This window comes from Polyangium sp. y55x31, assembly GCF_029946505.1.
Taxonomy (GTDB): domain Bacteria; phylum Myxococcota_A; class Polyangia; order Polyangiales; family Polyangiaceae; genus Polyangium.
Window position 1 is genome coordinate 13,859 of record NZ_JARZHG010000020.1, and the last position, 24,788, is coordinate 38,646.

The 24,788-nt window shown below is 68.6% G+C and carries 19 protein-coding genes; 11 read left to right on the forward strand and 8 right to left on the reverse strand.

The window, feature by feature from the left end:
- Positions 1 to 47 precede the first annotated feature (47 nt).
- Both QHF84_RS29485 and QHF84_RS29490 read left to right on the forward strand, forming a co-directional pair.
- Entirely contained in the window at positions 48 to 1,223 is a 1,176-nt protein-coding gene (locus tag QHF84_RS29485) for a zinc-dependent alcohol dehydrogenase (RefSeq protein WP_281316783.1), read from the forward strand.
- Complete coding sequence (locus QHF84_RS29490) at positions 1,220 to 2,905, forward strand: sensor histidine kinase (RefSeq protein ID WP_281316784.1); 1,686 nt, start codon at positions 1,220 to 1,222, stop codon at positions 2,903 to 2,905. Before QHF84_RS29485 ends, QHF84_RS29490 begins: the two co-directional genes overlap by 4 nt.
- Here the strand turns inward: QHF84_RS29490 and QHF84_RS29495 are convergent, their stop codons facing one another.
- The gene (locus QHF84_RS29495; RefSeq protein WP_281316785.1) at positions 2,906 to 3,481 is read right to left on the reverse strand and encodes a hypothetical protein; all 576 of its coding nucleotides are present in this window, start codon (positions 3,479 to 3,481) and stop codon (positions 2,906 to 2,908) included.
- A gap of 247 nt (positions 3,482 to 3,728) precedes the next feature.
- Here QHF84_RS29495 and QHF84_RS29500 point away from each other — a divergent pair, with 247 nt between their 5' ends.
- Entirely contained in the window at positions 3,729 to 4,184 is a 456-nt protein-coding gene (locus tag QHF84_RS29500) for an STAS/SEC14 domain-containing protein (protein ID WP_281316786.1), read from the forward strand.
- Positions 4,185 to 4,214: 30 nt separating this feature from the next.
- Here the strand turns inward: QHF84_RS29500 and QHF84_RS29505 are convergent, their stop codons facing one another.
- Positions 4,215 to 5,909 (reverse strand): mechanosensitive ion channel family protein, encoded by a 1,695-nt coding sequence (locus tag QHF84_RS29505; protein WP_281316787.1) that lies wholly within the window; start codon positions 5,907 to 5,909, stop codon positions 4,215 to 4,217.
- Between the two features lie 195 nt (positions 5,910 to 6,104).
- Between QHF84_RS29505 and QHF84_RS29510 the strand changes: the two genes are divergently transcribed.
- Both QHF84_RS29510 and QHF84_RS29515 read left to right on the forward strand, forming a co-directional pair.
- Complete coding sequence (locus QHF84_RS29510; protein ID WP_281316788.1) at positions 6,105 to 6,788, forward strand: thioredoxin family protein; 684 nt, start codon at positions 6,105 to 6,107, stop codon at positions 6,786 to 6,788.
- Between the two features lie 48 nt (positions 6,789 to 6,836).
- A complete protein-coding gene (locus tag QHF84_RS29515) occupies positions 6,837 to 8,690 on the forward strand; it encodes a serine/threonine-protein kinase (RefSeq protein WP_281316789.1) in 1,854 nt (617 codons plus the stop codon).
- Between the two features lie 10 nt (positions 8,691 to 8,700).
- Here the strand turns inward: QHF84_RS29515 and QHF84_RS29520 are convergent, their stop codons facing one another.
- Complete coding sequence (locus tag QHF84_RS29520; protein WP_281316790.1) at positions 8,701 to 10,344, reverse strand: AMP-binding protein; 1,644 nt, start codon at positions 10,342 to 10,344, stop codon at positions 8,701 to 8,703.
- Between the two features lie 141 nt (positions 10,345 to 10,485).
- Here QHF84_RS29520 and QHF84_RS29525 point away from each other — a divergent pair, with 141 nt between their 5' ends.
- Entirely contained in the window at positions 10,486 to 11,268 is a 783-nt protein-coding gene (locus tag QHF84_RS29525) for an SDR family NAD(P)-dependent oxidoreductase (protein ID WP_281316791.1), read from the forward strand.
- Between the two features lie 7 nt (positions 11,269 to 11,275).
- Here the strand turns inward: QHF84_RS29525 and QHF84_RS29530 are convergent, their stop codons facing one another.
- Positions 11,276 to 12,730: a hypothetical protein gene (locus QHF84_RS29530; RefSeq protein ID WP_281316792.1), complete on the reverse strand. Its 1,455-nt coding sequence runs from the start codon at positions 12,728 to 12,730 to the stop codon at positions 11,276 to 11,278.
- A gap of 75 nt (positions 12,731 to 12,805) precedes the next feature.
- Positions 12,806 to 13,408, reverse strand: coding sequence for a CoA pyrophosphatase (locus tag QHF84_RS29535; RefSeq protein ID WP_281316793.1), 603 nt, complete (start codon positions 13,406 to 13,408; stop codon positions 12,806 to 12,808).
- Between the two features lie 88 nt (positions 13,409 to 13,496).
- Between QHF84_RS29535 and QHF84_RS29540 the strand changes: the two genes are divergently transcribed.
- Positions 13,497 to 14,981, forward strand: a complete 1,485-nt coding sequence (locus QHF84_RS29540; protein ID WP_281316794.1) for a hypothetical protein — start codon at positions 13,497 to 13,499, stop codon at positions 14,979 to 14,981.
- 9 nt (positions 14,982 to 14,990) lie between these two features.
- Here the strand turns inward: QHF84_RS29540 and QHF84_RS29545 are convergent, their stop codons facing one another.
- Positions 14,991 to 16,211 carry a methyltransferase gene (locus tag QHF84_RS29545; protein WP_281316795.1) on the reverse strand — a complete coding sequence of 407 codons (1,221 nt, stop codon included), beginning with the start codon at positions 16,209 to 16,211 and terminating at the stop codon, positions 14,991 to 14,993.
- Between the two features lie 107 nt (positions 16,212 to 16,318).
- On the opposite strand from QHF84_RS29545, the gene QHF84_RS29550 reads away from it, so the two are divergent.
- From QHF84_RS29550 to QHF84_RS29560, 3 genes are read left to right on the forward strand one after another with little or no spacing between them, the layout of a single operon-like run.
- Positions 16,319 to 18,004: a serine/threonine-protein kinase gene (locus QHF84_RS29550; protein ID WP_281316796.1), complete on the forward strand. Its 1,686-nt coding sequence runs from the start codon at positions 16,319 to 16,321 to the stop codon at positions 18,002 to 18,004.
- Positions 17,985 to 20,780 (forward strand): VCBS repeat-containing protein, encoded by a 2,796-nt coding sequence (locus QHF84_RS29555; RefSeq protein ID WP_281316797.1) that lies wholly within the window; start codon positions 17,985 to 17,987, stop codon positions 20,778 to 20,780. Before QHF84_RS29550 ends, QHF84_RS29555 begins: the two co-directional genes overlap by 20 nt.
- On the forward strand, positions 20,777 to 22,012 hold the full coding sequence (locus QHF84_RS29560) for a PEGA domain-containing protein (protein WP_281316798.1): 1,236 nt from the start codon (positions 20,777 to 20,779) through the stop codon (positions 22,010 to 22,012). Before QHF84_RS29555 ends, QHF84_RS29560 begins: the two co-directional genes overlap by 4 nt.
- A gap of 9 nt (positions 22,013 to 22,021) precedes the next feature.
- Here the strand turns inward: QHF84_RS29560 and QHF84_RS29565 are convergent, their stop codons facing one another.
- The gene (locus tag QHF84_RS29565) at positions 22,022 to 22,702 is read right to left on the reverse strand and encodes a hypothetical protein (RefSeq protein WP_281316799.1); all 681 of its coding nucleotides are present in this window, start codon (positions 22,700 to 22,702) and stop codon (positions 22,022 to 22,024) included.
- A 122-nt stretch (positions 22,703 to 22,824) separates the two neighbouring features.
- Between QHF84_RS29565 and QHF84_RS29570 the strand changes: the two genes are divergently transcribed.
- Positions 22,825 to 24,114 (forward strand): hypothetical protein, encoded by a 1,290-nt coding sequence (locus tag QHF84_RS29570; RefSeq protein ID WP_281316800.1) that lies wholly within the window; start codon positions 22,825 to 22,827, stop codon positions 24,112 to 24,114.
- Here the strand turns inward: QHF84_RS29570 and QHF84_RS29575 are convergent, their stop codons facing one another.
- The gene (locus tag QHF84_RS29575) at positions 24,115 to 24,744 is read right to left on the reverse strand and encodes a phenylalanine--tRNA ligase beta subunit-related protein (protein ID WP_281316801.1); all 630 of its coding nucleotides are present in this window, start codon (positions 24,742 to 24,744) and stop codon (positions 24,115 to 24,117) included. It lies immediately after the preceding gene.
- Positions 24,745 to 24,788: the final 44 nt, after the last annotated feature.

Sequence of the window (24,788 nt, forward strand, 5' to 3'; positions counted from 1 at the left end):
ACGCGCGGCGTAACGCCGAGACAAACGACGACGAAGGGAGAACGATCATGCAGGCGCTCTGTTATCAAGGCGTGAACCGCGTCGGGGTCGAGACCGTCCCCGATCCCGAGCTCCTCGGCCCCCACGACGCCATCTTGCGCGTCACCATGTCGAGCGTGTGCGGCTCGGATCTGCACCTGCTCGATGGATACGTGCCCACGATGCGGCACGGCGACATCATCGGCCACGAGTTCATCGGCGAGGTCATCGAGGTCGCGACCGAAGTGAAAAAGATCCGCCCCGGCATGCGCGTCGTCGTGGACTCGATCATCGGCTGCGGCCATTGCTTCTTCTGCCAGAGCGAGCAGTATTCGCTCTGCGACAACACGAACCCAGAGCCCGAGTTCACGGACAAACTCTACGGCTACCCGACCGCGGGCATCTATGGCTACTCGCACGCCTTCGGCGGCTTCGCGGGCAGCCACGCGACGTACGTGCGCGTGCCGTTCGCGGACACGAATGCATTCGAGGTGCCCGAGGGCCTGCCCGACGAGCGTGTCCTCTTCGCGTCGGACGCCTTGCCTACGGGATACATGGGCGCCGACCTCTGCAACATCCAGCCCGGCGACGTCGTGGCCGTCTGGGGCTGCGGCGGCGTGGGGCAGATGGCCATTCTCAGCGCGTATCTGCTCGGCGCCGAGCGGGTCATCGCGATCGACCGCTTCCCCGAACGGCTCGCCATGGCCCGGGACCGGGCGGGCGCGGAGATCCTCGATTACGAGCAGGTCGACGTGCGCGAGGCCCTCCGCGAGATGACCGGCGGCCGCGGCCCCGACGCGTGCATCGATTGCGTCGGCATGGAGGCGCACGGGACGGGGATCGATTACGCTTACGATCGGGTCAAGCAGGCCGTCCGCCTGGAGACCGACCGGCCGACCGTCCTCAGACAGGCGATCCTCGCTTGTCGCAAAGGCGGCACCGTCTCGATCATGGGCGTCTACGGCGGGTTCGTCGACAAATTCCCCATGGGCGCCGCGATGAACAAGGGACTCACGCTCAAGATGGGCCAGCAGCATGGCCAGCGGTACATCCCGCGCCTGCTCGAGCACATCCGGAAAGGCGAGCTCGACCCGAGTTATCTCATCACCCACCGCGCCCGCCTCGCGGACGGTCAACAGGCCTACGACACGTTCAAGGAAAAACGGGACGGTTGCATGCGCGTCGTCTTCACACCCGAGGCGTGAGCACACGCCGATGGAGCGAGATGTTGTTCTCGGACCTCCTGTTCGATTCGGCGCTCACGTGTACGAGCGCCGCATACAGGACGGCGCTCGTCTCCCTCGGCATCGCGGTCATGGCCACGTTTTTCCTTTGCGCCATGGTGTTCGCACACCTCCTCCGCTCGCGCCGGGCCCTCCAGCAGAGCGAGGCGCGCTTCCGCGCGACCTTCGATCAGGCCGCCGTGGGCATGGCACACGTGGGCCTCGACGGGCACTGGCTCCATTTGAACCAGCGCTACTGTGACCTCCTCGGATACTCCATCGACGAGCTCCGGAAGCTCACCTTTCAAGACGTCACCCACCCGGCCGACGTCGAGGCGGACGTCGCGCTCGCGGGCAGGCTCATCGCGGGCGAGCTCTCCACCTATTCGATGGAGAAGCAATACATCCGCAAGGACGGCAGCCTCGTCTGGGTCGCGCTTGCTTGCTCGCTGGTCCGCAAGACCAACGGCGAGCCCGACTATTTCATCGCCCTCGCGACCGACGTGAGCGAGCGGCGGGCCGCGCAGGACGCGCTGCGCCACGAGCGCGATTTCACCTCCGCCATCCTCGACACCGTCTGCGCGCTCGTCGTCGTCTTCGACAGGGAGGGCCACATCGCACGCTGGAACCGGGCCTGCGAGCGGCTCACGGGGTATACCTTCGACGAGGTGAAGGACGTGCCCGTCTGGGATCGGCTGTTGCTCCCGGAAGAGCGCGCGGCCGTGATGCACGTCTTCGCGCGTATCGTCGACGCGCAGGAGAACACGAGAGGGTACGAGAATCACTGGGTCGGAAAGGACGGGGCGCGGCACCTCATCGCCTGGTCGAGCACCACCCTCGTCGACGACGGCGGCCGCGTCGCGCACGTCATCGGCACCGGCATCGACGTCACCGATCAGCGCCGCGCCGAGGCCCACCGCGCGCGCCTCTACCAGGAGGCCGAGGACGCGATCCGATTGCGCGACGAGTTCCTCTCGATCGCCTCGCACGAGCTGAAGACGCCGCTCACGCCGATCGGCCTCCAGGTCAGCCACATCCTGCGCGCCCTGCGCAAGGATCCCGCCTCGCTCCCGCCCGACAAACTGCTCCCGCGCCTCGAGACCATTCGCCGGCAGGTCGAGCGCCTCGGCTCGCTCGTCACGGAGCTGCTCGACATCTCCAGCATCACGGCCGGCCGCCTCCGGCTCGAGTGGGAGGAGGTGGACCTCGCGGCCGTCGCGCGCGACGTCGCGCTCCGGCTCGGCTACGAAGCCGCGCGGGCCGGCTGCAAGCTCGACGTCCGCGCCCAGGCGCCCTTGCCGGGCCGCTGGGACCGGGCGCGGCTCGACCAGATCGTGACGAACCTCCTGTCGAATGCGATCAAATACGGCGCCGGCAAGCCGATCGACCTCGTCGTGGAGGGCGACGACAGCACGGCGCGGCTCCTCGTGCGGGATCGTGGCATCGGCATCGCGCCGGAGCACCAGGCGCGCATCTTCGATCGATTCGAGCGCGCGGTCCCGGATCAGCAGTATGGCGGGTTTGGCCTGGGTCTCTGGATCGTCAAGCAGATCCTCGACGCGCTCGGCGGCACGATCCGCGTGACGAGCGCGCCGGGCAGCGGCGCGACGTTCCTCGTCGAATTGCCGAGGCGCCCGGACCAACGCGGACAGGTGGCCGCGTGATCAGATGTCGTTCGCGCAGGCGGAGAGCTCGTTCCCGCAGCCGCTCACGTCGGTCGCGCAATCGAGGCACGATTGCCCGGGGTCGTCGCCGACGCAGAGGCTCGCGCTGCACGAGACCGCGCAGTTCCCGGAGCAGAGGCAACCGAACAGCGTCTTGTAAATGATCTGGGAGTTCGGGCAAAGGACGAGGGAGGGATCCGGGGTGACCGAAATGTACTCGGCGCAGCCCACGCAATTGCCGTTGCAGGACGCGGGGTCGTCCGCGACGCCGTTGCAATCCTCGTCGACGCCATTGCCGCAGACATCCTGCGAGGGCAACAAGTCTCCCTGGCATTCCCCGAACGTCCCATTCGCCTGGCAGGTGCGCGAGCCGGGCTTGCAGATCCCGACGCCCGCCGTCCCCGAAGGCCCGTCGTAACACGTCTCGATCTCGCCGGAGGTGCACGTCGAGGTCCCCGAGCTCGACGAACCCCCGCCGCCTCCGCCCTCGCCGGGCGTATCCACGACGACCTTCGCCCCACAGGCCGATCCGACGAGGCACGAGAAGACCAAGCTCCACCAAGAGATCGTTCGCATGGAACGCATCTCTAAAACGGCCTTTCGCGCCTGTCATCCGCTTTCCATCGTCCAGGACGACGCGCCGCATCATGCCGGGATTGCATCCGCGCAAGGGCTCGGGCTGCCCCTTTCCCCGGTGCAAGAGCGCCGACGCCGAGGCCGACGACACAACTCCATGAAAGGATTCGGTTCATGGCGGGCGGCGCGGGCTGGATCGGTCGTTGCAAAGAGGATCGCGGAATCGGTCGTACCGGGGAGCTGCGTCATGAGCACATCGTCGTCATTCGAAGAGCGGTTCGGGTCGCACCGCATGCGTTTCGAAGCCCCGGACCAGATCTGCACGGTGCTCGGGGGGCGGCTCAGCGTCGAAGAGGCCGAGGCGATCATCGGCCGGATCTACGAGATCGGCCGGAGGCACGGCCCCCTGCTCTCGATGCTCGACGTCACGCGCTACGAGACCTCGGGCGATCGCGTGCGGCAGGTCTTCTTGCGGGGCACGACCGAGCGGATCCCGGTCCGCGCCGGCGCCATTTATGGCGCCTCGTTCCCCATTCGCATCGCGATGTCGATGGTCCTCACCGCGGGCGCCCACATCCTGCCGAGCCGCTTTTCCTTCCCCGTGACGTTCACCCCGACCGAGGCGGAGGCGCGCGCCTGGCTCGACGCCCACCGCCCGGCCGACTCGGTTCGCCCCGCCGATCTTTTGCCCACGGGCACCTGAAACGGGGCGCGGCGCGCCACGCCCCGTCCGTCACAACGCAGGCGGCAGCGCATTGAATTCGCTTCCCGCGCTGCGCGAATTCCCGACCCCTCGAACATTCTCGACGCTGCCGTTCGTCACGACGACGGCGAGCTGGGCCGCGTTGGCGAGCTTGATCCCGCGCTCGTCGAAGACCTCCTTGATGAACTTGCGCAGGATCCGCGGGTGTGGATCCGGATCGCCCGGGGTGAGCTTGACGGCGACACGAACCACGATGCCGGTCTGCGCGATCTGCGTGACGCCTCGAACGACCAGCTTGTCGAGCACGCGGCTCCGATGCGCCTCCTGGAGCCGCCTCCCCGCCTCGTGCAACGCGTCGAACACCTCGTTCAGGTTCGCGTCGAGGCCGACGACGACGTCCACCACGGCGTGGACGTACTCACGCGAAAAATTGATGATCGTGCCGATGTCGCCATTCCGGAACGTGAACAATCGCCCGAAGCCGTCGCGGATCATGGTGACCCGGAGCTGGACCGAATCGACGACGCCTTCGCAATCGCCAATTCGCACGTAATCGTCCTTGAGCAACTGGCCCTCGAAGAGGATGAAGAATCCGCTCACCATGTCGTTGACGAGCTTCTGGGCCCCGAGCCCCACCGCCAGGCCCACGATGCCGGCGCCGGCCAGGAACGGCTTCGTGTCGATCCCGACCTGATCCATCATGATCAGGACCGCGCCGAAATAGATCACGTAGGCGACGACGCTCTGGAGGAGATACACCAGCGTCACGCGGTGCTTCGCGGTCTCGTCCACTGTGCTCTTTTTGCCCGCGAACGCCTCGACGAGGACCACGCGCATGAGCTCGACCAGCACACGGGCCGCGAAGAAGGTGCCGAGGAGCCGGATGATGCGAGGGCCATAAGGCGCAAACGCCTCGAGCGTCTGGAACTGCCGAACGACGAGGGTCGCCGCCGCGAGGTGGATGATCGCCTCCAGGATCCGCTTCGCCAGCGGCGACAGCTTGCGGACGCTCGTGTAATAGACGCTGAACGCCGACTTTTCGAGGCGCGCGGCGCCGAGGTGATCGAGCCCTTCGAGGCTCAGGACGCCGAGCACCGAGGCCGTCCGCGCGACGCCTACGACGAGCAGCACGTAGAGAATCGTGTCGAGGAGCCAGTGCACGCTCGACGGTAGGCCGAGCGAAGCGCTGCCGAGGCGGTGCAGACCATAAAGGAACGCGACATTCCCGAGTCCCCCGGCTCGCTCCCGGAAGAGCGTGATTTCGTCCTTCTGGCTCTCGAGGGCCGCGACAGCGCGAATTCGCGCTTCCACGCGGTCGAGCAGCGACTTGAAGAAGACACGGAGGGCGAGCCAGCCGACGGCGACCGCGACGACGATCCCGACGCCGCGAACGAGCTCCTGACCCGTGCGGACGCTGGCGTATTCGACGAGGCGGTTCGCCCACGGATGAAGATCGATATCCCGGATGATGGCAATGGCCAGGGTCGCGCAGCCCGCCACCACGACGAGCAGCGACAGGACCGTCGCCACGAGGCGGAGCGACTTCTGCACCTGCTCGGCCGCGCTCTCGACGGACTTCGATCGAACCGAGTGCGTCGCCTGTCGCACGACCCACCGGAAAAACACGGTCAAGGCGAGCGGCGCGAGGAGCAGGATCGCGGTGGCGACGACGGTCAGCGCGACGTTGTTCGAGACCGGGTCGGGAGAAAAACGGGGCAACGGCATGTCATGAACCTCGTGACGTGGTGCTGCTGCGCAGGACCACGATACCTACCGATCGGCGAGTGGTTGCCATCACGGCTCCCTGGAGGTGCATCCCCCCATGCCACTCTACACCAGGCGCCGGGAAAAAAGATGACCCGCGGGAGAACCCCCGCCGACCTCCTTGCGACCCCGCGCGGGCGTGGAAAGATGCCGTGCATGACCGCACGTCACCTCCTGCTCCTTCCGCTCTTCCTCCTCGCCTGCAACAAGGAAGCCCCTGCCCCGGCGCCGGAGGCGAAGGCCCCGGAAGGGAAAACCTCCGCGGCCGCGGCGGCCTCGGACAAACCGGCGGCAGGCGCCGAGGTCGGCAAGCCCGCCCCCGATTTCACGCTCACCGACTACGAGGGCAAGACGCACCACCTCGCTGACTACCGCGGCAAGATCGTGGTCCTCGAGTGGTTCAACCCCGACTGCCCGTTCGTCAAGGCCTCCCACACGAAGGGCTCGCTCAAGGGGTATTCCAAGCGCGCCGTCGAGAAGGGCGTCGTCTGGCTCGGGATCAACTCGGCCGCGCCCGGCAAGCAGGGCCACGGCCCGGAGCGTGTCGCCGAGGGTCGGAAAGCGTTTGGCATGGAAAACCCCGTGCTCGCGGACGAGACGGGCAAGGTCGGGCACCAGTACGGCGCGACGAACACGCCGCACATGTTCGTGATCGACGCGCAGGGCACGCTGGCCTACCGCGGGGCCATCGACAACTCGCCCGACGGCGAGGGCGAGTCGCCGAAGGACGGCAAGCTCGTGAACTACGTCGACGCGGCCCTCGAAGACCTCGCCGCCGGCAAGCCCGTGCGTACGCCCGACACCCGCGCCTACGGCTGCAGCGTCAAGTACGGCTCGTAAGCCCCCCGCCATTGTCCCGACCGCACGACCTCGGGTAGTCTCGGCGGCATGTCGAAGCCGACGCCGCCGGACGGGCCCTCCCCTTCCGCCATCGACGACGCCGTCACGGTGCCGCGCGCCGAGCAGGCAGCGGCCACGAGCGACGAGCCGAGCGCCATGCTGATCTCGAGCTCGGCGCTGGAGGAGCGCGGGCAAGGCTCGCTCCTCAAGGACGAGCTCGCATCACTCGTGGGAAAGGTGCTCTCGGATCGGTACGTCGTGCACGAGCTCATCGGGCACGGCGGCATGGGAGCGGTCTACCGCGGCGAGCAGGTGCACCTGCGCAAGCGCGTCGCCATCAAGGTCCTCCGGCCGGACATGGCCCGGATGATCGAGCTCTCGGTCCGGTTCGAGCGCGAGGCCATCGCGGGCGCGCACGTGAGCCACCCGAACGTCGTCGCGGCCATCGATTTTGGCAAGCTCGACGACGGCTCGCAGTTTTTGATCCTGGAGTACGTCGAGGGCACGCCGCTCTCGGACCTCATCGGACAGGGCCCGATGCCCCTCGATCGCACGCTCTCGATCAGCCGGCAGATCGCAATGGCGCTCGGGGCGGTGCACGAGAAGAGCATCGTGCATCGCGACGTCAAGCCCCAGAACATCCTCGTCGACGCAAAAGGCGCTGTAAAACTGCTCGATTTTGGCCTCGCCAAGGTGCGCGTCGAGCTGCTCTCGGACCAGGGTCGGAATGCGAAGCCGAGCCCGGCGCTGACGGGCGTGGGCATGGTCATGGGGACGTTCGCGTACATGGCGCCCGAGGCGGCGCGTGGCATGGAGGGCGTCGACGCGCGCTCGGACCTCTATGCGCTCGGCGTCGTGATGTACGAGATGCTCACGGGCAAACGCCCGTTCGAGGAGAAGGATCCGGGGCTCCACCTGAAGAAGATCCGCAGCGAGGATCCGCCGCCGATGCGGGAGCGCGCGCCGGAGATCCAGGTGCCGCCGCGGATCGAGGCCCTCGTGTTGCGGCTCCTCGCGCGAGAGCCGGATCGCCGGTTCGCCTCGGCGAACGAGGTGCTCGCGGCGCTCGACGAGGCGGCCGTGGCGCCCGAGAAGGAGCCGGACAAGGCGCTCGAAAAGGCGCCCGAGGCCGCGCCCACGAAAGCCGCCGTAACCGCGCCGAAGCGCCTCGACAAACGCTCGCTCATTCTGATCGCCTCGGGCCTCTCGGCGCTCGCGGTGCTGCTCCTCGTCGTGGTCCTCCTGCGCGGAGGATCCGAACCCCAGGAACCCCCGGCTCCCACGACGAGCGCGGCGCCTCTGCCGAGCCCCACGACGGCCCCCGCGAGCGCGCCGACGGACATCGAAGGCGCGGACGCGACGGAATGGGCCGAGCGGCTGCGGCGGGCGGCCTCCCGCAAAGAATGGCGGCCAGGGGCGAAGGCGTTCCTCGCGCTCGGCAAGCTCGATCCCGCGCGGGCGACGGGCTCCGAGCTTCGCGGCGACGTGGTCGCGGTCGTCGCGGGGATCGGGTTCGAGACGAGCTTCACCGAGTCGGATCAGGTCTTCGACGCGCTCGAAAACGAGCTCGGCAGCGGCGGGCTCGATGTCCTCTTCCACGTGGTACGAACCCGCGGCGGCACCAAGGCGAGCAGGAGGGCCCAGGACATCCTCGCCAAGCCGGGGATCCTCGACCGCGCCACGCCCGCGCTGCGCGTCGCGTACGAGCTCCGCAAGGCCGCTTGTCCCGACAAGCGAGCGCTCTTTTCGCGCGCCGCCGACGAGGGCGACGGGCGCGCCCTCGACGAGCTTTTGATCGTGAAAGACGCTCCCTGCTCGGCCAAGCGCGATCCGTGTTGTTATCGCGAGGACGCGGAGCTGAAGGAGGCGATCAGCAAGCTCCGGGCGAAGCTCGGGGGCTGATTTCCACGCCTCAGGCGGTCTCGATCCGCGAAACGAGCTCGAGCCCGAGCTCGCTCACGGAAAGCTCGCGCATCCGGTACTTCTGCACCTTCCCCGTCACGGTCATCGGGAACTCGTCCACGACCTTCCAGTAACGCGGGATCTTGAAGGTCGCGATCTTGCCCTTGCAAAACTCGACGAGCTCGGCCTCGGTCAGCGCATCGCCCGGCTTCGGCCGGACCCAGGCCATGATCTCCTCGCCGTATTTCGCGCTCGGAACGCCGATCACCTGCGCCTCGGCGACGCGCGGATGCAGGTGCAAATACTCCTCGATCTCGCGCGGATACACGTTCTCCCCGCCACGAATGATCATGTCCTTGATGCGACCGACGATGTTCACGTACCCGTCCGCGTCGATCGTCGCGAGGTCACCGGTATGCATCCACCGGCCCGCGTCGATCGACGTGCGTGTCGCCTCCTCGTCGGCCCAGTAGCCGAGCATCACGCTGTAGCCGCGCGTGCAGAGCTCGCCGGCGACGCCGCGCGGCAGGACCGTGCCCGTCTTCGGATCGACGATCTTGACCTCCACGTGCGGGTGCACGCGGCCCACGGTGCCGACGCGTTTGTCCTCGGGATCGTCCTTCGCGCTTTGCGTGGAGACGGGCGAGGTCTCGGTCATCCCGTAACAGATCGTGACCTCCCGCATGTGCATCTGCGAGACCACGCGCCGCATCACCTCCACCGGACACGGCGATCCCGCCATGATCCCCGTGCGCAGCGAGCGCAGGTCGAACTCCTTGAATCGCGGGTGATCGAGCTCCGCGATGAACATCGTCGGCACGCCATAGAGCGACGTGCACTTCTCGGCCTCGACCGCCTCCAGCACCGCGAGCGGGTCGAACGCTTCGCCCGGGATCACCATCGTGGACCCGTGCGACGTACACGCGAGGTTGCCCATGACCATGCCGAAGCAATGGTAAAACGGCACGGGAATGCAGACCCGATCGTCGGGGCCGTAGCCGAGGGCCTCGCCGACGAAAAACCCGTTGTTCAGCACGTTGTGGTGCGAGAGCGTCGCGCCCTTGGGAAAACCCGTCGTGCCCGAGGTGTACTGGATGTTGATCGGGTCGTCGAACGAGAGCTCCGCCTCGCGCTCGGCGAGCGCGTCGTCGCTCACGTGCCCGCCCGCCTCCACGATCATTTTCCAGTCCTCGTCGACGATCAGCACGAGCCGGAGCTCCGCGAGGCGCGGCCTCACCTCGGCGATCATCTCCACGTAGCTCGTGGCCCGGAACCGCCGCGCCGCGAACAGCACCGACACGCCCGATTTCCGCAATGCATATTCGAGCTCCGCGGTCTTGTACGCGGGATTGACGTTCACCAGAATGGCGCCGACGCGCGCCGCGGCGTACTGGAGGACGACCCATTCGAACCGGTTCGGCGACCAGAGCCCCACGCGATCGCCCCGCTTCACGCCGAACGCGATGAGCCCCCGCGCGACCCGCGTCGTCGCCTCCCAGAGCTCGCCGTACGTCATGCGCACGCCTTGCGAGCGGACGACGAGGGCCTCGCGGTCCGGGTATCGCGTCGCCGTGCGGCGCAGGTTTTCCCCGATGGTCTCGCCGAGCAGCGGCGTCGCGCTCGTGCCGTGGGTGTAGGAGAGAGCGGCGGTCATGGCGCGGCATGGTGGCACGACGCGGCCGCGCCCGGGAGATGAAACGAACGGATACGGACGTCCGGGGCATATGCCGTAGGTTCCAGCCATGCTCGATGGTTGACGGGGCACACGGGCCCGCGGATGATGGGTGGGGGCATCATGGCAGGACGCATCGCAGGCAAGGTGGCGCTCGTGACGGGCGCGGGGTCGGGCATCGGGCAGGCGACGGCGGAGCTCTTCGCGGAGGAGGGCGCGCGCGTCGTGGTCACCGATATCGACGTCGCCGCGGCCGAGGCAGCGGCCACGCGTATCGCGACGCGCGGCGGCCAGGCGCTCGCCCTGGAGCTCGACGCGACGGACGAGGCGGACTGGGAGTCGGTGCTCGACCGCGTGCTCGCGGGCTGGGGCCGGATCGATATCCTCGTGAACAACGCGGGCATCGCGTCGAGCGCCCCGCTCGCCGAGAGCACGCTCGCCGATTTCCGGCGCGTGGTTTCGGTGAACCTCGACAGCGTTTTCCTCGGCACGCAGCGGGGGATCCGGGTGATGCGCGGCGCGGGCGGGGGCAGCATCGTCAACGTGGCGAGCGCCTCGGGCAAAAAAGCGAGCGCGGGCGCAGGCGCGTATTGCGCGAGCAAGGCCGCCGTCGTGATGCTGACGAAGGTGGCTGCGCTCGAGGGCGCGCCGCACCGGGTCCGGGTGAACGCCGTCCTGCCCGCGGGTGTGGAGACGCCGATGTGGGAGAAACAGCCGTTTTTCCAGGCGCTCGTGAAAGAGCTCGGCGACGTGCGGGAGGCGTACGCGGCGCTCGCGAAGACCTCGCCGTTCGGGCGTTTCGCCACGCCGCGGGAGGTCGCGGCGGCCATTTTGATGTGCGCTTCGGACGAGAGCGCGTACGTGACGGGCGCGGAGATCGTGGTCGACGGCGGGTATACGGCCTGAGCCGTTTTCAGGGCGTGTTCTGGATGCGCAGCACGCGCACCTTGATCCCTTTCTCGTCTTCGAGCCGCACGCCCACGGCGACCTCGTTTTCGAATGCCCGGATGTCGAGCAGCCGCACGTCCGTCCACAGATCCGAGTAAAACTCGTACGTCGACGGCGCGTCGATCGGGAGCGTGAGCAAGGGCTCGACGAGGGGTTGTCCTGGATCGTACCGCGCGATCACGAGCTCGTTCTTCGTCTTCACCTCCTCGGCCAGGCCACCACAAATGCACATTTGTTCGCTGTCGAAGCATTGCTTCTGGTAGACGCGCATGTAATCGAGGTGGCTCACGATCCAGGCGAGCCAGACCTTGCCGTCCGCGGTCCGCGTGATCGCGAAGGCCCCGTTTTCGATGCCGGTCGCGGTCTCGTGGCAAGGGGCCGGGCAGGTCGCGTTTTGTAAATCGTATTCGGTGGTGAACGGACAAACGTAAGCCGGCACGTTCGTGTCCGCGACCTCGATCTCGTCGGACGCCTGGCCCGACGGCCATACCACGTGCAGGCCGACGTCGTGCTGGACGACGGCCACGAATGGCTCGACCCCCGCGCCGAGCACGCTCGCCGGGGCCTGGGTCACGCGGTATTTCGCGACCGGCGACGGCACGGAGAGGCCGGTCAAGACCTCCGGCGGATCACCGTACGCGAGGTCGTAAAAGGAGCCGTTGGGAATGAACCCGAGCGAGACGGGCGCGCCCGACGCATCGATCGTGAATCGGCTCCCCTCGCCGATGGTCGGCACAGGCGAAGACGAGAAGTTGCCGTCCACCGCACGCCTCGCGACCGAGATCCCGCTCGGCGGCTCGCTCGCGTACCACACGTATGCGATGCCCGTCGGATCGATCTCGAAATCGTAAACCGGCACGTAACGATCGTCCCTGTCGGCGACCGTCTCTTTCACGAACCAGCTTCCATCCGGGCGCACGAGCACGAGGCCGTTCGGGTATCCGACCGGCGAGGTGCTCCCGTCGATCGTCGTCTCGTCGCCGACGGCATACACCGCGCCGCTCGGATCCTGCGCGAGGATCATCGAGGTCGCGTCGAGCCGCATCGGGAATGCTTCGATCCGGCTGCCGCCCGAGGGCGTGATCTCGAAGAGATAGGTCGCCCCGTGGCTCGACGTGCCGAGGAACGTCCCCGTGGGCGCCGCCGCGACGCGCAAGCCCGCCGCGCCGAATTCGCGCTCGGTGCAGCGCACCTCGACGTCGGTCGTGATGGGGCAGCTCCCTTCCGGGCATCCCACGTCGTGCGAGGCGACCTCGAACGAGCACGTGATCGGCTCGCCGCCGGATCCGCCGCCTCCGCCGCCTCCACCGGCCCCTCCCCCGCCCGCGCCGGGCGGCTCGTCCGGCCCGCCGCAGCCCGCTGCGACGTGCATGATTCCGACCACGATGGCCCCGACGAACGATCCGCGCAATGCCCTCATGACGCACCCACCTCGCGTGAAAAGGAAGGCACGCACGGCATCAGAATGGCCGCCGGCTGTCAAGCCCCGTCGGGCCTAGCGCGCGCCGAGGACCTCGAAGAGCATTTCGAGCATGCGGTACGTCAATCCCCACACGATTCGCTCCTCGACGGCGAACGCCGGCATGTCGAGCACGTTTCCCTCGTAATTGTAAGCATATCGCGCCGCGCTCTCGCCACGCACCATCGGGCCGATCGGCGCCCATATCACCTCGGCGACCTCCGCGCTCAGCGTGAACGGCGGCGGTTCGGGCTCGTCGAGGGCGAAGACGAACGGCGTGATGGTCATGCCGACGCGCCGCGCCCGCGCCACCGCGGGCACGTCCGCGAGCCGCGCCAGAAAGCGGCCGTGCTGGGCGAGATCAAGCCCGATTTCCTCCTCGGTCTCGCGCAGGGCCGTGTAATAAAGGCTCGGATCCGCCGGCTCCCGGCGCCCGCCCGGGAACGCCATCTGCCCGGACCACGGATCCCCCTGCCGCTCGGAGCGACGGATCAAAAGGACCTCGGCCTCGTGGCCCTCCCGCGGCGCGCGCAGGATCGCCGCGACGGCCGCTTGTCGCTCCGTCGTCACGGCCTCGGACACGAGATCCAGCATAACGAGCCGGGCAGCGATGGCGGCGAGGTCATACGAGGTGGACACGGCGTTTCTGCCTACATGGCTAGCGGCACGCGCGGGAGGCGTCAAGGGAAGGGCTTGACGGGCCGCGTCCCCGTCGTGGTATCCGGTCATGATGGGACACAAAACGCTTTTTTCTCTCCTCGCCCTGGTGGCATTGCCCACGGTCCTCGCGGCTGCCTGCGGATCGAGCGGCGCGGGAAGCACGGGCGCGGCTTCGAGCACGGGCGCGGCTTCGAGCTCGGGCGCAGCCACGGGCGGCGCGGGTGGGCAAGCGGGCGCGGGCGTGGGCGGCGAATTCGTGGGCTCCGGCGGATCCGGCGCGGGCGGCGCCGGGGGCATGGGCGGCGCGCCTTCGTCGTCGTCCTCGGGCACCGGCGGAAACCCGCTCGACGCGGGGCTCGACGATTTCTGCATGGGCAAGGGCGCGATCCCGATCCCGGGCTCCGGCGAATGCACGGGCGACATCGGCAAGAAAACGTTCCTCTTCGCCGCCTGCTCCTGCACGGGGTTCGACGCGAACAACACCGTCGTGACCGACTCGTTCTCGTCGATCGACCCGAACAAACCTCTCGCGGGCGGCTCGATCGGCGTCAATGGCAATTACAGCGCCCAGGCCGCGACGAGCATCAAGGGCGCGCTGCTCGTGAAGGGCTCGATGAGCACGACGAACCAGCACGACGTCGTCCAGGCGCTGCAATGCGGCGGCAATGCGACGATCTCGCACGTGGCCCTCGCCCAGAACGACGCGACGATCGGCGGCACCGTGAACAGCAGCAACAAGGAGCTCACGATCCAGGGCAAGCTCTTCACGCCGATCGCCGAGAACACGGCCAAGGTGAACGCGCTCGGCGGCTCGGTCGTGGGCCCGGTCGACATCGAAACGCCCTGCAACTGCGACGATCCGGTCGACGTCGCCGGCATCGTCCAGGCGTTCGGCGGGACGAACGACAACGACGAGAATGGCGTCGCCGCGGACGTGCTCGTGGCGAATCCCAGCATGCCCACCGAGATCACCCTGCCTTGCGGCCGGTATTTCCTCTCGGGCATCAAGTCCGACAGCACCGTCACCGTGCACCTCACGGGCCGCACCGTGCTCGCGATCGACGGCGACATCGCGGTCGCCGGCAAGCTCACGATCGACCTTTCGGACGCGGCCGAGCTCGATCTCTTCGTGAAAGGCAACGTGGCCCTGACGAACCAGGCCGCGATCGGCGCGATCACGCGCCCCGCCGCCACACGCGTCTACATCGGCGGCGCGCAGGTGGCGCTCGCCGGCCAGTTCGTGCTCGGGGCGAACCTCTACATGCCGAACGCCGCGCTCCAGGCGAGCAACGAGCTCGAAGTGTACGGCTCGGTCTTCGCGAAGAGCATCTCCACGGCGCACCAGTTCAAGGTCCATTACGACGAGGCGATCATCACGATCAACGGCTGCCAGCCGCCGGACAGCGCGTGCACCGATTGCCACGATTGCGTGAACCCGACGCCCGCCTGCGGCCCCGGCGGAACGTGCGGCCCGTGCAGCACGGACAAGGATTGCTGCCCGCCGCTCGTCTGCACGCCGAACGGGACGTGCGTGCTGCCTCCGCCCAAGTAAACGTTTTTCCTAGCGTCGCGGAGCCTCCCCGAGAATCGCGAGGTTTCGCGGCGTCGCATCCGCGTCGAACACCTCCGCGACCCGCGCCGTATACCCTCGCTCTTCGAGCGCCGCCGCGCGATCGAGCACGACCGCGATCTCGAGCGGTCGCGCGAGCATCGCGCGCGGCAGCGTCCAGCGCCGGATCCGGCCGAACTCGATCGCGCCTTCCGCCTCGTGCTCGCGGATCTCCGCCTCCGTCGCCGGCGCGAGCCCCCGGAGCGCGAGCGCCCGCGCCGAAAGCTCGGCGAGCCCCTCGCGCGCCCTCCGCCGGTTGATGCCACGCATCTCCTCGCCCGGCGCGATCGAGACGCCCCGCGCCCGCAAGAGCCGCGCGAGCGCGTGCCGGTTTTCCCGCCCAGAAAGCATCTCCGCGAGGCTCGCCTCCACGCCGACGAGACGCGTCGTCAGGTTCGAAAGCCCGAGCGCCTCGCGCGGGAGCACGAGCCCGGCCGCCCGCGCCGCGGCGGAGAGCGGCTCGCGCGCGGGCCGATCGATCTTTTGCAGGCAACACGAAACGAGCGCCACGTCGCACGGCGCCCTCGATGCTTCGAGCACCAACCGATCGCCGAGCGAGCCGCACGCGTGTAGCCCGACCGCGAGATCGTCGGGCGAGAGCAGGATCGGATCGCGGAGTGCGTCGAGCACGACGAACCTCGCGCGCGTGCCCTGGCCGAGGATCGACGCCGCCTCCACGCGCCGCGGCTCACGCTCGATCCCCACCGCGTCGCGATCGAACATCTCCGCCGCGAGGCGCGTGAAGTGCCCTCGCCCCGCGCCCACGTCCACGATCCGCCGCGCCTTCCGCGCCATGGGCTCGACCGCGTCGAGCAGCGCTTCGAGCTGCCGCGTCTTGCGCTCCGAGATCGATCGAGGCCGATCGAGCCGCGTCCCCGGCGTCGCCGCGAGCCGCGCAGGCAGCGCGGAGACCTCGAGCGCCGAGCGCCCGAGCTCCACGAGCGACGGCGGCGCGCCCGCGAGCATGGGCAAGCGCGCCGCGAGCCCCTCGGCCTCGCAGCGGGCGAGCTCGTCGTCGGAGAGCGCGCGGAGGAACGCGGAAAACCCGCGCGCCTCGCAAAACGCGGGCGGATCCTTCGAATCCGGCCGCTCGCGCAGGATGTCGAGCGCCGGCACGACGAGCGCGAGCGCCCGCGCGAGGCTCTCCGAGACGAACCGGGACGCCGCTTCCATGGCCGGCAAAGCGAACGGCCCCACATGCCTTCTGTCAAGCTGTACGTTTCGTGCCTTCGGGCTTCTACTCGCGCCCCTGCGTGGTGTAGGCTCCCGCCGAGCGCCGCATGGCCACCTGTCCTACTTGCCTTGCCACCTACTCGGGTGACGTCGCCGCCTGCCCCGCCGACGGCACATCCCTCGTCCCGGACGACGCGGTGTCTGGCGCTGGGGGCTCCGCTTGGGCAAGCCAAGCTTCGCCCCCAGACCCCCTGGCCGCGGCGCTCGAGCTCGAGGCCGGCCGGATCGTCGGGGAATACCGCATCGAGCGCAAGATTGGCGAGGGCGGGTTCGGCGCGGTGTACGCCGCGGTCCACCCGGTCATCGGCAAATCGGCGGCGATCAAGGTCCTGAACCCGCAATACTCGCACAACCCGGTGATGGTCTCGCGGTTCGTCGCCGAGGCCCGCGCGGTCAACCAGATCCGCCACCGCGGCATCATCGATATCTTCTCGTTCGGCAAGCTCGAGGACGGGCGGCAGTATTACATCATGGAGCTGCTCGAGGGCATGACCCTCGAAGGGTACCTCCGCCAGCGCGGCCGCCTCCGCCCCTCCGAGGCATTGCCCATCCTGCGCCAGATCGCCCGGGCCCTCGACGCCGCGCACGCAGCCGGCATCGCCCACCGCGATCTCAAGCCGGAGAACGTCTACCTCGTCTTCGACGAGGACGGCTCGGTCTTCCCGAAGCTCCTCGATTTCGGCATCGCCAAGCTCCTCGGCGAATCGCAAGGGCACAAGACGCGCACGGGCACGCCCATGGGCACGCCGCTCTACATGTCGCCCGAGCAATGCCGCGGCAAGCAGGTCGACCACCGGACGGACATCTATTCGTTCGGCGTGATGACCCACGCCGTGCTCACGGGCCAGCCGCCGTTCATGGGCGACGACGTGATGGACGTGCTCATGCAGCAGGTCCAAACCCCCCCGCCGGCCATGTCGGCGGTTTGTCCGGACGTCCCGACCGCGCTCGACGCGCCCGTGCTCCGGATGCTCGCGAAGGATCCGGCCGAGCGCCCGGCGTCGGTGACGGCCGCGATCGACGCGGTCGTCGATGCTGCACGCGCGGCGGGGATCGAGGTCCCCTCCGTGGCCACGCGCTCCAGCGAAAAGCTCCCGCGCCTCGACGTTCCGGCCGGCTTGACGCCCGCGCAGCAAGCCGTCTTCGGGCAGGCGACGACGATGATGCAGCCGGACGTGGCGCCGGCGACCACGGGTTCGTCGGGGGATCAGCCGAAGGCGACGCTCCGGTCCACGCCGGACGCCCTGCCGAGCCGGCGCACGAAGGTCCTCGTCATGGCCCTCGGCGCGGGCCTCCTCGTCGCGGGGACCGTCGCGGCGACACTTCATTTCTCGCGGGGCGGGCAGGACGCCGTCGCTGCGCACCCGCCGCCTCCGCCTCCCCCGCCGCCCCCCGCGCTTGCCCCGGTGAAAACGGCCGCGCCGGAGCCCACGGTCGAGCCGGTCGTGCCGCTCGAAATCGAGCTCCGCGTGCAGGCGACCCCGGACAACGTCGAGGTCCACCTCGGCGAACGTAAGCTCGGCGTGGCGCCGGGCCCGTTCAAGATTCCGCACGGTGATGCGCCCGTCGAGCTCACCTTCTCGGCGAAGGGGCATCAATCGAAGACGGTCTCCGTCGAGCCCAACCACAACATCCTGATCCCGATCACGCTGGAGAAGGAGAAGGCGACCTCCCAGCCGCGACCGAGCGGGACGGCGAAGACGGTGAAGAATCGTGGGGAACTCGAGTATTAGCTTCCGGCGCGCGGCGCTGGTCGGCCTCGCCGCATTTCTCGGGGCCGTGGCGGCGGCGAGCTGCGAGAGCCTCGAAAACGTCGACAAAAACGTCTGCGGCAACCGCGTCCTCGAAACGGGCGAGGATTGCGACGGAAATCCGGTCATCGAGGAAGACGCGGGCGATGCGGGTGACGCGGGCGATGCGGGTGACGCGGGCGACGCCGCGCCCACGAACCACTGCAGCACCACCTGCCGCTACGTCTGCAACCTCGCCGATGATCCGAACGTGGTGTGCCCGGACGATTTCGGCTGCGGGATCGACGGCACGTGCCGCAGGCCCGGCGGGCTCTCTGCGGCTCCGCTCTCGATTGCGGGCGGCGGCGTGCGGCGCTTGCTCTCCGGCGATTTCGACGGCGACGGCCGGCAGGATGCCGTGGCCCTCGGCGACAGCTCGCTCGACATCCTGTTTTTCGAGACGACCGGCCTCATCGAGCGCTCGATCACGGTGCCGAACGAGCGACGTTTGCCCGGGATCGGCGACATCGACGGCGATGGCACCTCGGATCTCGTCCTGAACCTCGGGAGCGCGCTCGGCGTCTTGTCGGGGCAGGACAATCGCACGCTCCTGCCGAGGAGTTATCATTCGGGGGACGTGGACGGCGGCACGACGCGGCTCGTTCCCCTCGGGCGGCTCGGGAGCGTGAATACGCTGCTCGCGTTCGTCGCGAAGAACGGACAAACCACCCTCGAAACGGTGGTCGTCAACGACAAGAACACGGCCGACGAGGACAGCAAGGTCGTCAATTCGTTCCCGGGGACGCTCGCCGGCGCCGTGGCCCTCTCCAAGGCTAAAACGCCCGCAGCGTGCCCCTACGTCGCTTTCGCGCTCACGTCCCCGCCGGGGCTCTACGTCCTCACGTGCAAGGAGCCCGCGAAGCTCGCCGAGGAGCCGACGATTCTCCAACTCGCGCTCCCCGCGGGCGCCGTGCCCTGGGCCGACGTCTTTTTCGCGGACGCGGACAGCGACGGCGACGACGATCTGCTCGTGGGGATCGTCGAAAATTTGGGGACGAGCGTCCACCTCTACCGGAACGAGGGCAATGACACGTTCGTGGAGCCCATGCCCCCGCCGGTTGAGCTGGGGCCGCTCACCGTCGAGAAGGACACGTGCGACGGGCGCAGCCTCGGCGGCCCGCCCCTCGCCGTGGGCGATTTCGATGGCAATGGCGCGCTCGACGTGGTCGACGCTCGTGGCGTCCTCTACAACCCCTTTGTGGAGCCGCAAGGGCCGGAGCCGGTATTTCTGCGGGACTGCATCAAGCTGAACGGCGTGCGCTGGACGCAAGCCGCTATCGCCGATTTCAACGGCGACGAGCGCCCGGACCTCCTTGCCGCACGCTCGAACCAAACGATCCTCGACGTGTGGAGCCGCGCCGAGGGTGGCGAGCTCAATACGTTCACCATCCCGGTGGAGGAGCCCGTCAGCGAGTTCGCTATCGGCGATTTCGACGGAGACTCCGTGGACGACGCCGTCCTCCGGCTCTCTCCGCCCACCGTGCCCGGTGGCCCGGTCTTCACGGGCCCGAGCGAGCTCCTCGTGCTCTTCGGTCGCCCGCTTGCCGTGCCCGATGCGCCCCTCTCCCTCGGCGTCTTCGAGGGCCTCGACCACATCGCCGCGGGGCGCATGAAAGGGGAAAATGCCGTCGGAGCCCCCGATTTGCTCGACGATCTCGTGGTCCTCTCCGCGGGCGCGTCGGGCATGCAGGGCATGCCGGCGCCGATGTCCCCGGACAAGCATTTCACGATCATCGAGGGCAATGTCGGGCGACGGCTCCTCGCGCCGCTCTCCATCAAGGGCATGTCGGTGGGCGCCATGGCGGGCACGGACATCAAACCGGCCGCCGAGGACCCGACGCATATCGTCTTGTCGCGCTTCGGCGTCGAGGAATGCACGGCACCAGCGCCGCCGGACGAATCCGAGACGTCCGTGACCCCGTCGATGATCGTGGCGCGGACAGGCAGCGAGGTCTGGATCGCGGGCTGTCGTCAGGACGGGACGTCCCTGCGGATCCTCGATAACATTGTCACGGGCGACGACGGCATGCTCATCGCGCCCGTGAATTACAACGAGGCACATGACGCGGAGCACGAGGCGCTCGCGCTCTTCATGAAAGCCTCGAACGGCGGCCGTGGCCTCTGGGTCGATGATTACCGAGCCGGGGACTTCGATCTGCTCCCCGGCAACATCCCCGGCGTGAATGCCAATCTCGTCTTGCCGAATCCCGATCCGTTCGATGTTCCATCGGTCGTCGTCGACGTCGACGGCAATGGCCAGCGCGACGTCGTCGTCCTGGTGCAAAATGCGAACGAGGTCCGGAATGCCCTCGCGATCTTCTGGAACGACGGCGTGAGCACGGATCCCGTCAATGCGAAGAACATGACGCTCGTCAACTTGCCGGATGCCTACCTCGGCCCCGACATGTCGACGGGCAACGAGGACGCCGACGTGCCGCAGGGCATCATCGACATCGCGTTCCCGAACATCGACCTGAGCACGGAGAAGGAGCTCGCGGTGCTCACGAGGGGCGGGCTCTACCTGTTCTCGTTCGACAAGGCGACGCGCACGTTCGACACGACGATCCCGCCGGACCAATTCGCGCCGCTGCCATTCTCCCGGATCCGAAGCGGCCAGGCGCTGCTCGCGATCGACGTGAACAGCGACGGCGTCGACGATCTGCTCGTCGCCGAGGGCCAGAAGCTGCTCCTCTTCCTCGGCAAGGAGGCCGTCCGATGAGGCGTTTCTTGGCGGCGCTCGTGATGCTCGCGCTTTCGACGGGCGCGGGCCTCTCGCTCGCGGGCCCTTCGGACGTCGATTCCCCCGAGGCGCGCGCCTACTTCGAGACCGGCGCCCGCGAATACGAGAAGGGCAATTACGCGAACGCCGTCCGCGCCTTCGAGCAGGCCTACGCCCTCACGACGCGCCCCGGCCTGCTCTTCTCGATCGCGCAGGCCTACCGCAAGCAATACGGCAACGACGGCAAACCGCAAAACCTGCGCCAGGCCGTGGATTATTATCGCCGGTATCTGGCCACGGACACGACGGGCAAGCGGCGCGGCGAGGCGGACGCGGCCATCAAGGACATCGAAGACATCCTCGCGCGCTTGCCTCCCGAGGTGCAAAGCGCGCCCACGCCCGAGGAGGCGCCCTCGACGCAGATCTCGATCACCACGCAGGTCGAGGACGCGACGATTTCGATCGACGGCGGCCCGCCGCGCGCGCTCGAGGCGATCGACGTCACGCCGGGCAAACACAAGGTATTGGTGCAGGCGCCGGGGTATTTCCCCGAGGAGCGCGAGGTGCCGGCCAAGCAGGGCCAGATGACGGCGCTCGACGTACCCTTGCGTGAAATGCCGGCGTTCGTGTCGATCACGGGCCCGGCAGGCGCGTCGGTCACGGTGGACGGTTTGCCCAAGGGCGCCTTGCCGCTCCAGGCGCCGCTCCAGATCGAGGCGGGCGTCCGGACCCTCAGCGTGAGCCTGAACGGCTTCAACACGTTCACCACCGAGCTCGACCTCGGCCGAGGAAAGTCGGAGGACGTGAACGCCGCGCTCGATCGCACGCGGCAAAGAATCACCTCGTTCGTCCTCATCGGCGCGGCGGCGACGTGTGTCGCCGGCGGCGGCGTCATGGCGTTCTTCGCGGGGGCAGCCGGCGACAAGGCGAAAGAGATCAACGACCGGCGCCTCGCAGGCACGATCAGCGAGGCGGAGCTCGATGTGTATCTCCAGAAGCGCGACGAGCAGACGGTACTTCGCAACGGCGCGACCATATCGCTCAACGTGGCCGCGGGCATGGGGGCCCTCGCGTTTTTGCTGTATTACTTCGACGAACCCCGGCTCACCCCCCCGCGCAAGAAGGACGACAAGAAGCCCCAAGGCCCGGATCCCTCGCGCCTGCGCGAGATCGCGGTCGTGCCCGCGGTCGGCCCCGGCACGGTCGGCCTCTCGTTCGGCGCTCGGTTCTGATTCGCCCGCCTACCGCCGCTTGCGACGCATCGCCGCCGCAAAGGCGAGCGCCCCGATCACCGCGCCCATTCCCCCGAAGCCCCGCGCTGATCCCGGCGCCGCGCTGCACCCTCCGGCCTCTTCCGTGGTCCCGTCGCCGCCGCCGAGGTCGGGCAGCGAGCCGGGCGGCTGGCTGCATTGCGTATAGTCGAGCTTGCAATCCGCCGTGCAAGCGAGCGCGCCTTCACCCGCCCCTGCTTCCGCGCAATCACTCACCAGGAACAGGTCGCCGTCGCACGCCTCGCCGGCTTCGAGCTTGCCGCTGCCGCAGACGGGCGGCGGGTGGCTGTCGGGGTTTCCGGGGTTGTAGACGAACCCTTTCGGATCCGGGTCGCCCTTCGTCCAGGTGCAATCGGGGTCGCCGAGCTCCTGCCCGTTCGTCCAGCCATCCTGATCCGAGTCGAACACGCAAAGCGGCGCCCAGTTCACGTTTTGCTCCTGCACGGGCACGTCGCCCACGAGCTGGAGGCGCGCATCGCCGCCGAAATCCGTGTTGTAACTGGCCTTCGTGTCGCCGTGGCAGTTCAAGCAGCCGTATTTGGTGCCGTTCGGGATGTCGTTCACCCGGAATGGGCGCGCGGAGGCGGCCGTGGCGAAGGTGAACGAGGCGAGGCCGAGGAGGAGAACCGAAGATCGCAAGGAGGACGTCATTCGCAGAGCGTAAAGACGGCGGACCGGAGGCGTCAAGCGAACCTCGGTCACCGCGGGCCGGGGCGGGCAAGCGAGATACCCCTCTCGCGAGGGCCGCCCGGAACGTGGTATACGTACGCCCCATGGTTCCCTGCCCTCGCCGCGCGGGTCTCGCGCGCTCGTCGGTCACCGCCGCCGTCCTCGCCGCGGCCTGCGTCACGCTCGGCCTTCCCCTCGCCTGCACCCCGACCGAGCCGCGGACGGGGCAATGGCAGCCGACCGAAGGAACCTTCGACGACCCGCGGCCCGAGGGCACGACGAAGGCCACGTCGGAGCCCACGACGAAGCCGACGGTGAAGAATCCCCCGCCTCCGCCGCCGCCTCCGCCGCCTCCGCCGCCGCCGCCTCCGCCTCCGCCTCCGCCTCCGCCGCCCCCGCCTCCGCCGCCCCCGCCTCCGCCGCCCCCGCCTCCGCCTCCCCCGCCTCCGCCTACCGCGACGATTGGCGTCACCGGTCCGAACTGCGTGATCAAAGGGACGTCTCCTCTGACGAAGGGCACGTTGCTTTACGACGCGCCCGTGGGCGGCCGGGTCATTGCGAGCTTCCAGGGCGGCTATGTCCCGATGTCGATGAGCGAAATCCCGCCGGATCCGGCCATTCAGCGCTCGAAGATCGTCACACGCACGAACGAGCCTTCCTTCCGGCTCGAAGGGTACGTCGCGACGACCTCGATCCCGGTCTGGAGCGGCCGCGACATTCCCATCGTCTCGGGCAACGTGTGGATCGCGAGCGCGCAGAAGCTCAAGGTCACCGGGGCGAAGCTCGGGTTCGTCACGGTCGAGATGCCCATTTTTGGCACGAATGGTCAGAACGCCACCGTCAGCGCGCCTTGCGACGCCCTCGCCTTGCAGCGCGGCACGCCCGTGCCCGTGGAGGTGCCCGGCAATGGCCGCGGCTTCCTCGCGAAAGCCCAGGACGTCGACATCCTCGACGGCCCCGCGGGCAACGTCGTCTACACGCTGCGCATGAACGTCGCCGATGTGAAGCTCTTCTGGAGCACCGAGCAGACCGGATCGTTCGTCCACGGAAAGCTCCGCACCGACCTCGCCATCGACGGATGGATGCGCTGGTCGGATCTCACGGCCTTACCGAAGGGCGAGATGATGGATCAATACATTCCCCCCGAGACGAGCGTCGCGGGCGCGCAGCTCGTCATGGATCCGCCGCCCCGCGTCGCCCGGGCCCCGAAGGACATTCCGATCCGCTTCCGGCGCGACGAGAAAGAGCGGCCGATCGGCGTCATCGAGGCCGGGACCGAGTTCCTCGTGCTCGAGACCATCGCCGGCTGGACGAACGTGCTCCCGAAATCGGTATTCGCCCTGCCCGACGACGCCGGCGGCTTCTGGATCCCGGCCAGCGACACGCCTCGCTGATCATTCCGCCACGACGTCCGTCGTCGCGCCTGCTTCCTCCAGCAGGTTTCGATACCACGCCGCGGCCTCCCGCGCGCGGCCCGCGAGCGCGCGCGTGCCCCAGAGGACGCTCAACGTACGCCGCGTCCCGGCGTGCGTCTTCGTGCGTTGCGCGTCCTTCACCCCGTTCGCCGACGGGCCTTCCGCGTCGAAGAGGCAAAGCAGCCCGCCGAGATCGATCTCCTGCCCCGAGGCATTGAAGACGTATTTCTCGCCCGGCCTCGCGATACCGAGCCGGAGCGGCGGCGTCGCGCGGTCGAGGTCGATCACGCTGATGGGCAGGCCGCTGTGCAAGGAGACCGCGTTGCACGTGTCGACGGCCGCGTTGATCGAACCGAGCGCCCCCTCGGCCACCGCGCGGACGAGGTACTCGGACGAAGGTTTTCCCCGCCCCGTCGGCTTGTATCCGCCGTGCCGCAAGAGATCGCGCACGGCCGAACGAACCGCCTCGTCGGCCGAGAGCGGCGCCGCGGCGCCCGGCGTGAGCAGCGCGCGGACGCTCGCGGGGACCTGGATTTCGCCGAGCGGCGCGGGAAACGTGGTCGTGAAAGCGGCGGCCTCGAGCAGCGGGTGGGGATCGATCGTCAGCATGGGAGGCGCATCCTAGCCCTTCGCGGGCCGCTTGACACGAGGGG

What these genes read in the sequence shown, in the direction of transcription:
- QHF84_RS29540 (WP_281316794.1), top strand. Translation starts at nt 13,497, where the DNA reads ATGATGGGACACAAAACGCTTTTTTCTCTCCTCGCCCTGGTGGCATTG.
- QHF84_RS29485 (WP_281316783.1), top strand. Translation starts at nt 48, where the DNA reads ATGCAGGCGCTCTGTTATCAAGGCGTGAACCGCGTCGGGGTCGAGACC.
- QHF84_RS29515 (WP_281316789.1), top strand. Translation starts at nt 6,837, where the DNA reads ATGTCGAAGCCGACGCCGCCGGACGGGCCCTCCCCTTCCGCCATCGAC.
- QHF84_RS29570 (WP_281316800.1), top strand. Translation starts at nt 22,825, where the DNA reads ATGGTTCCCTGCCCTCGCCGCGCGGGTCTCGCGCGCTCGTCGGTCACC.
- QHF84_RS29510 (WP_281316788.1), top strand. Translation starts at nt 6,105, where the DNA reads ATGACCGCACGTCACCTCCTGCTCCTTCCGCTCTTCCTCCTCGCCTGC.
- QHF84_RS29545 (WP_281316795.1), bottom strand. Translation starts at nt 16,211, where the DNA reads ATGGAAGCGGCGTCCCGGTTCGTCTCGGAGAGCCTCGCGCGGGCGCTC.
- QHF84_RS29495 (WP_281316785.1), bottom strand. Translation starts at nt 3,481, where the DNA reads ATGCGAACGATCTCTTGGTGGAGCTTGGTCTTCTCGTGCCTCGTCGGA.
- QHF84_RS29565 (WP_281316799.1), bottom strand. Translation starts at nt 22,702, where the DNA reads ATGACGTCCTCCTTGCGATCTTCGGTTCTCCTCCTCGGCCTCGCCTCG.
- QHF84_RS29530 (WP_281316792.1), bottom strand. Translation starts at nt 12,730, where the DNA reads ATGAGGGCATTGCGCGGATCGTTCGTCGGGGCCATCGTGGTCGGAATC.
- QHF84_RS29500 (WP_281316786.1), top strand. Translation starts at nt 3,729, where the DNA reads ATGAGCACATCGTCGTCATTCGAAGAGCGGTTCGGGTCGCACCGCATG.
- QHF84_RS29525 (WP_281316791.1), top strand. Translation starts at nt 10,486, where the DNA reads ATGGCAGGACGCATCGCAGGCAAGGTGGCGCTCGTGACGGGCGCGGGG.
- QHF84_RS29550 (WP_281316796.1), top strand. Translation starts at nt 16,319, where the DNA reads ATGGCCACCTGTCCTACTTGCCTTGCCACCTACTCGGGTGACGTCGCC.
- QHF84_RS29575 (WP_281316801.1), bottom strand. Translation starts at nt 24,744, where the DNA reads ATGCTGACGATCGATCCCCACCCGCTGCTCGAGGCCGCCGCTTTCACG.
- QHF84_RS29560 (WP_281316798.1), top strand. Translation starts at nt 20,777, where the DNA reads ATGAGGCGTTTCTTGGCGGCGCTCGTGATGCTCGCGCTTTCGACGGGC.
- QHF84_RS29520 (WP_281316790.1), bottom strand. Translation starts at nt 10,344, where the DNA reads ATGACCGCCGCTCTCTCCTACACCCACGGCACGAGCGCGACGCCGCTG.
- QHF84_RS29505 (WP_281316787.1), bottom strand. Translation starts at nt 5,909, where the DNA reads ATGCCGTTGCCCCGTTTTTCTCCCGACCCGGTCTCGAACAACGTCGCG.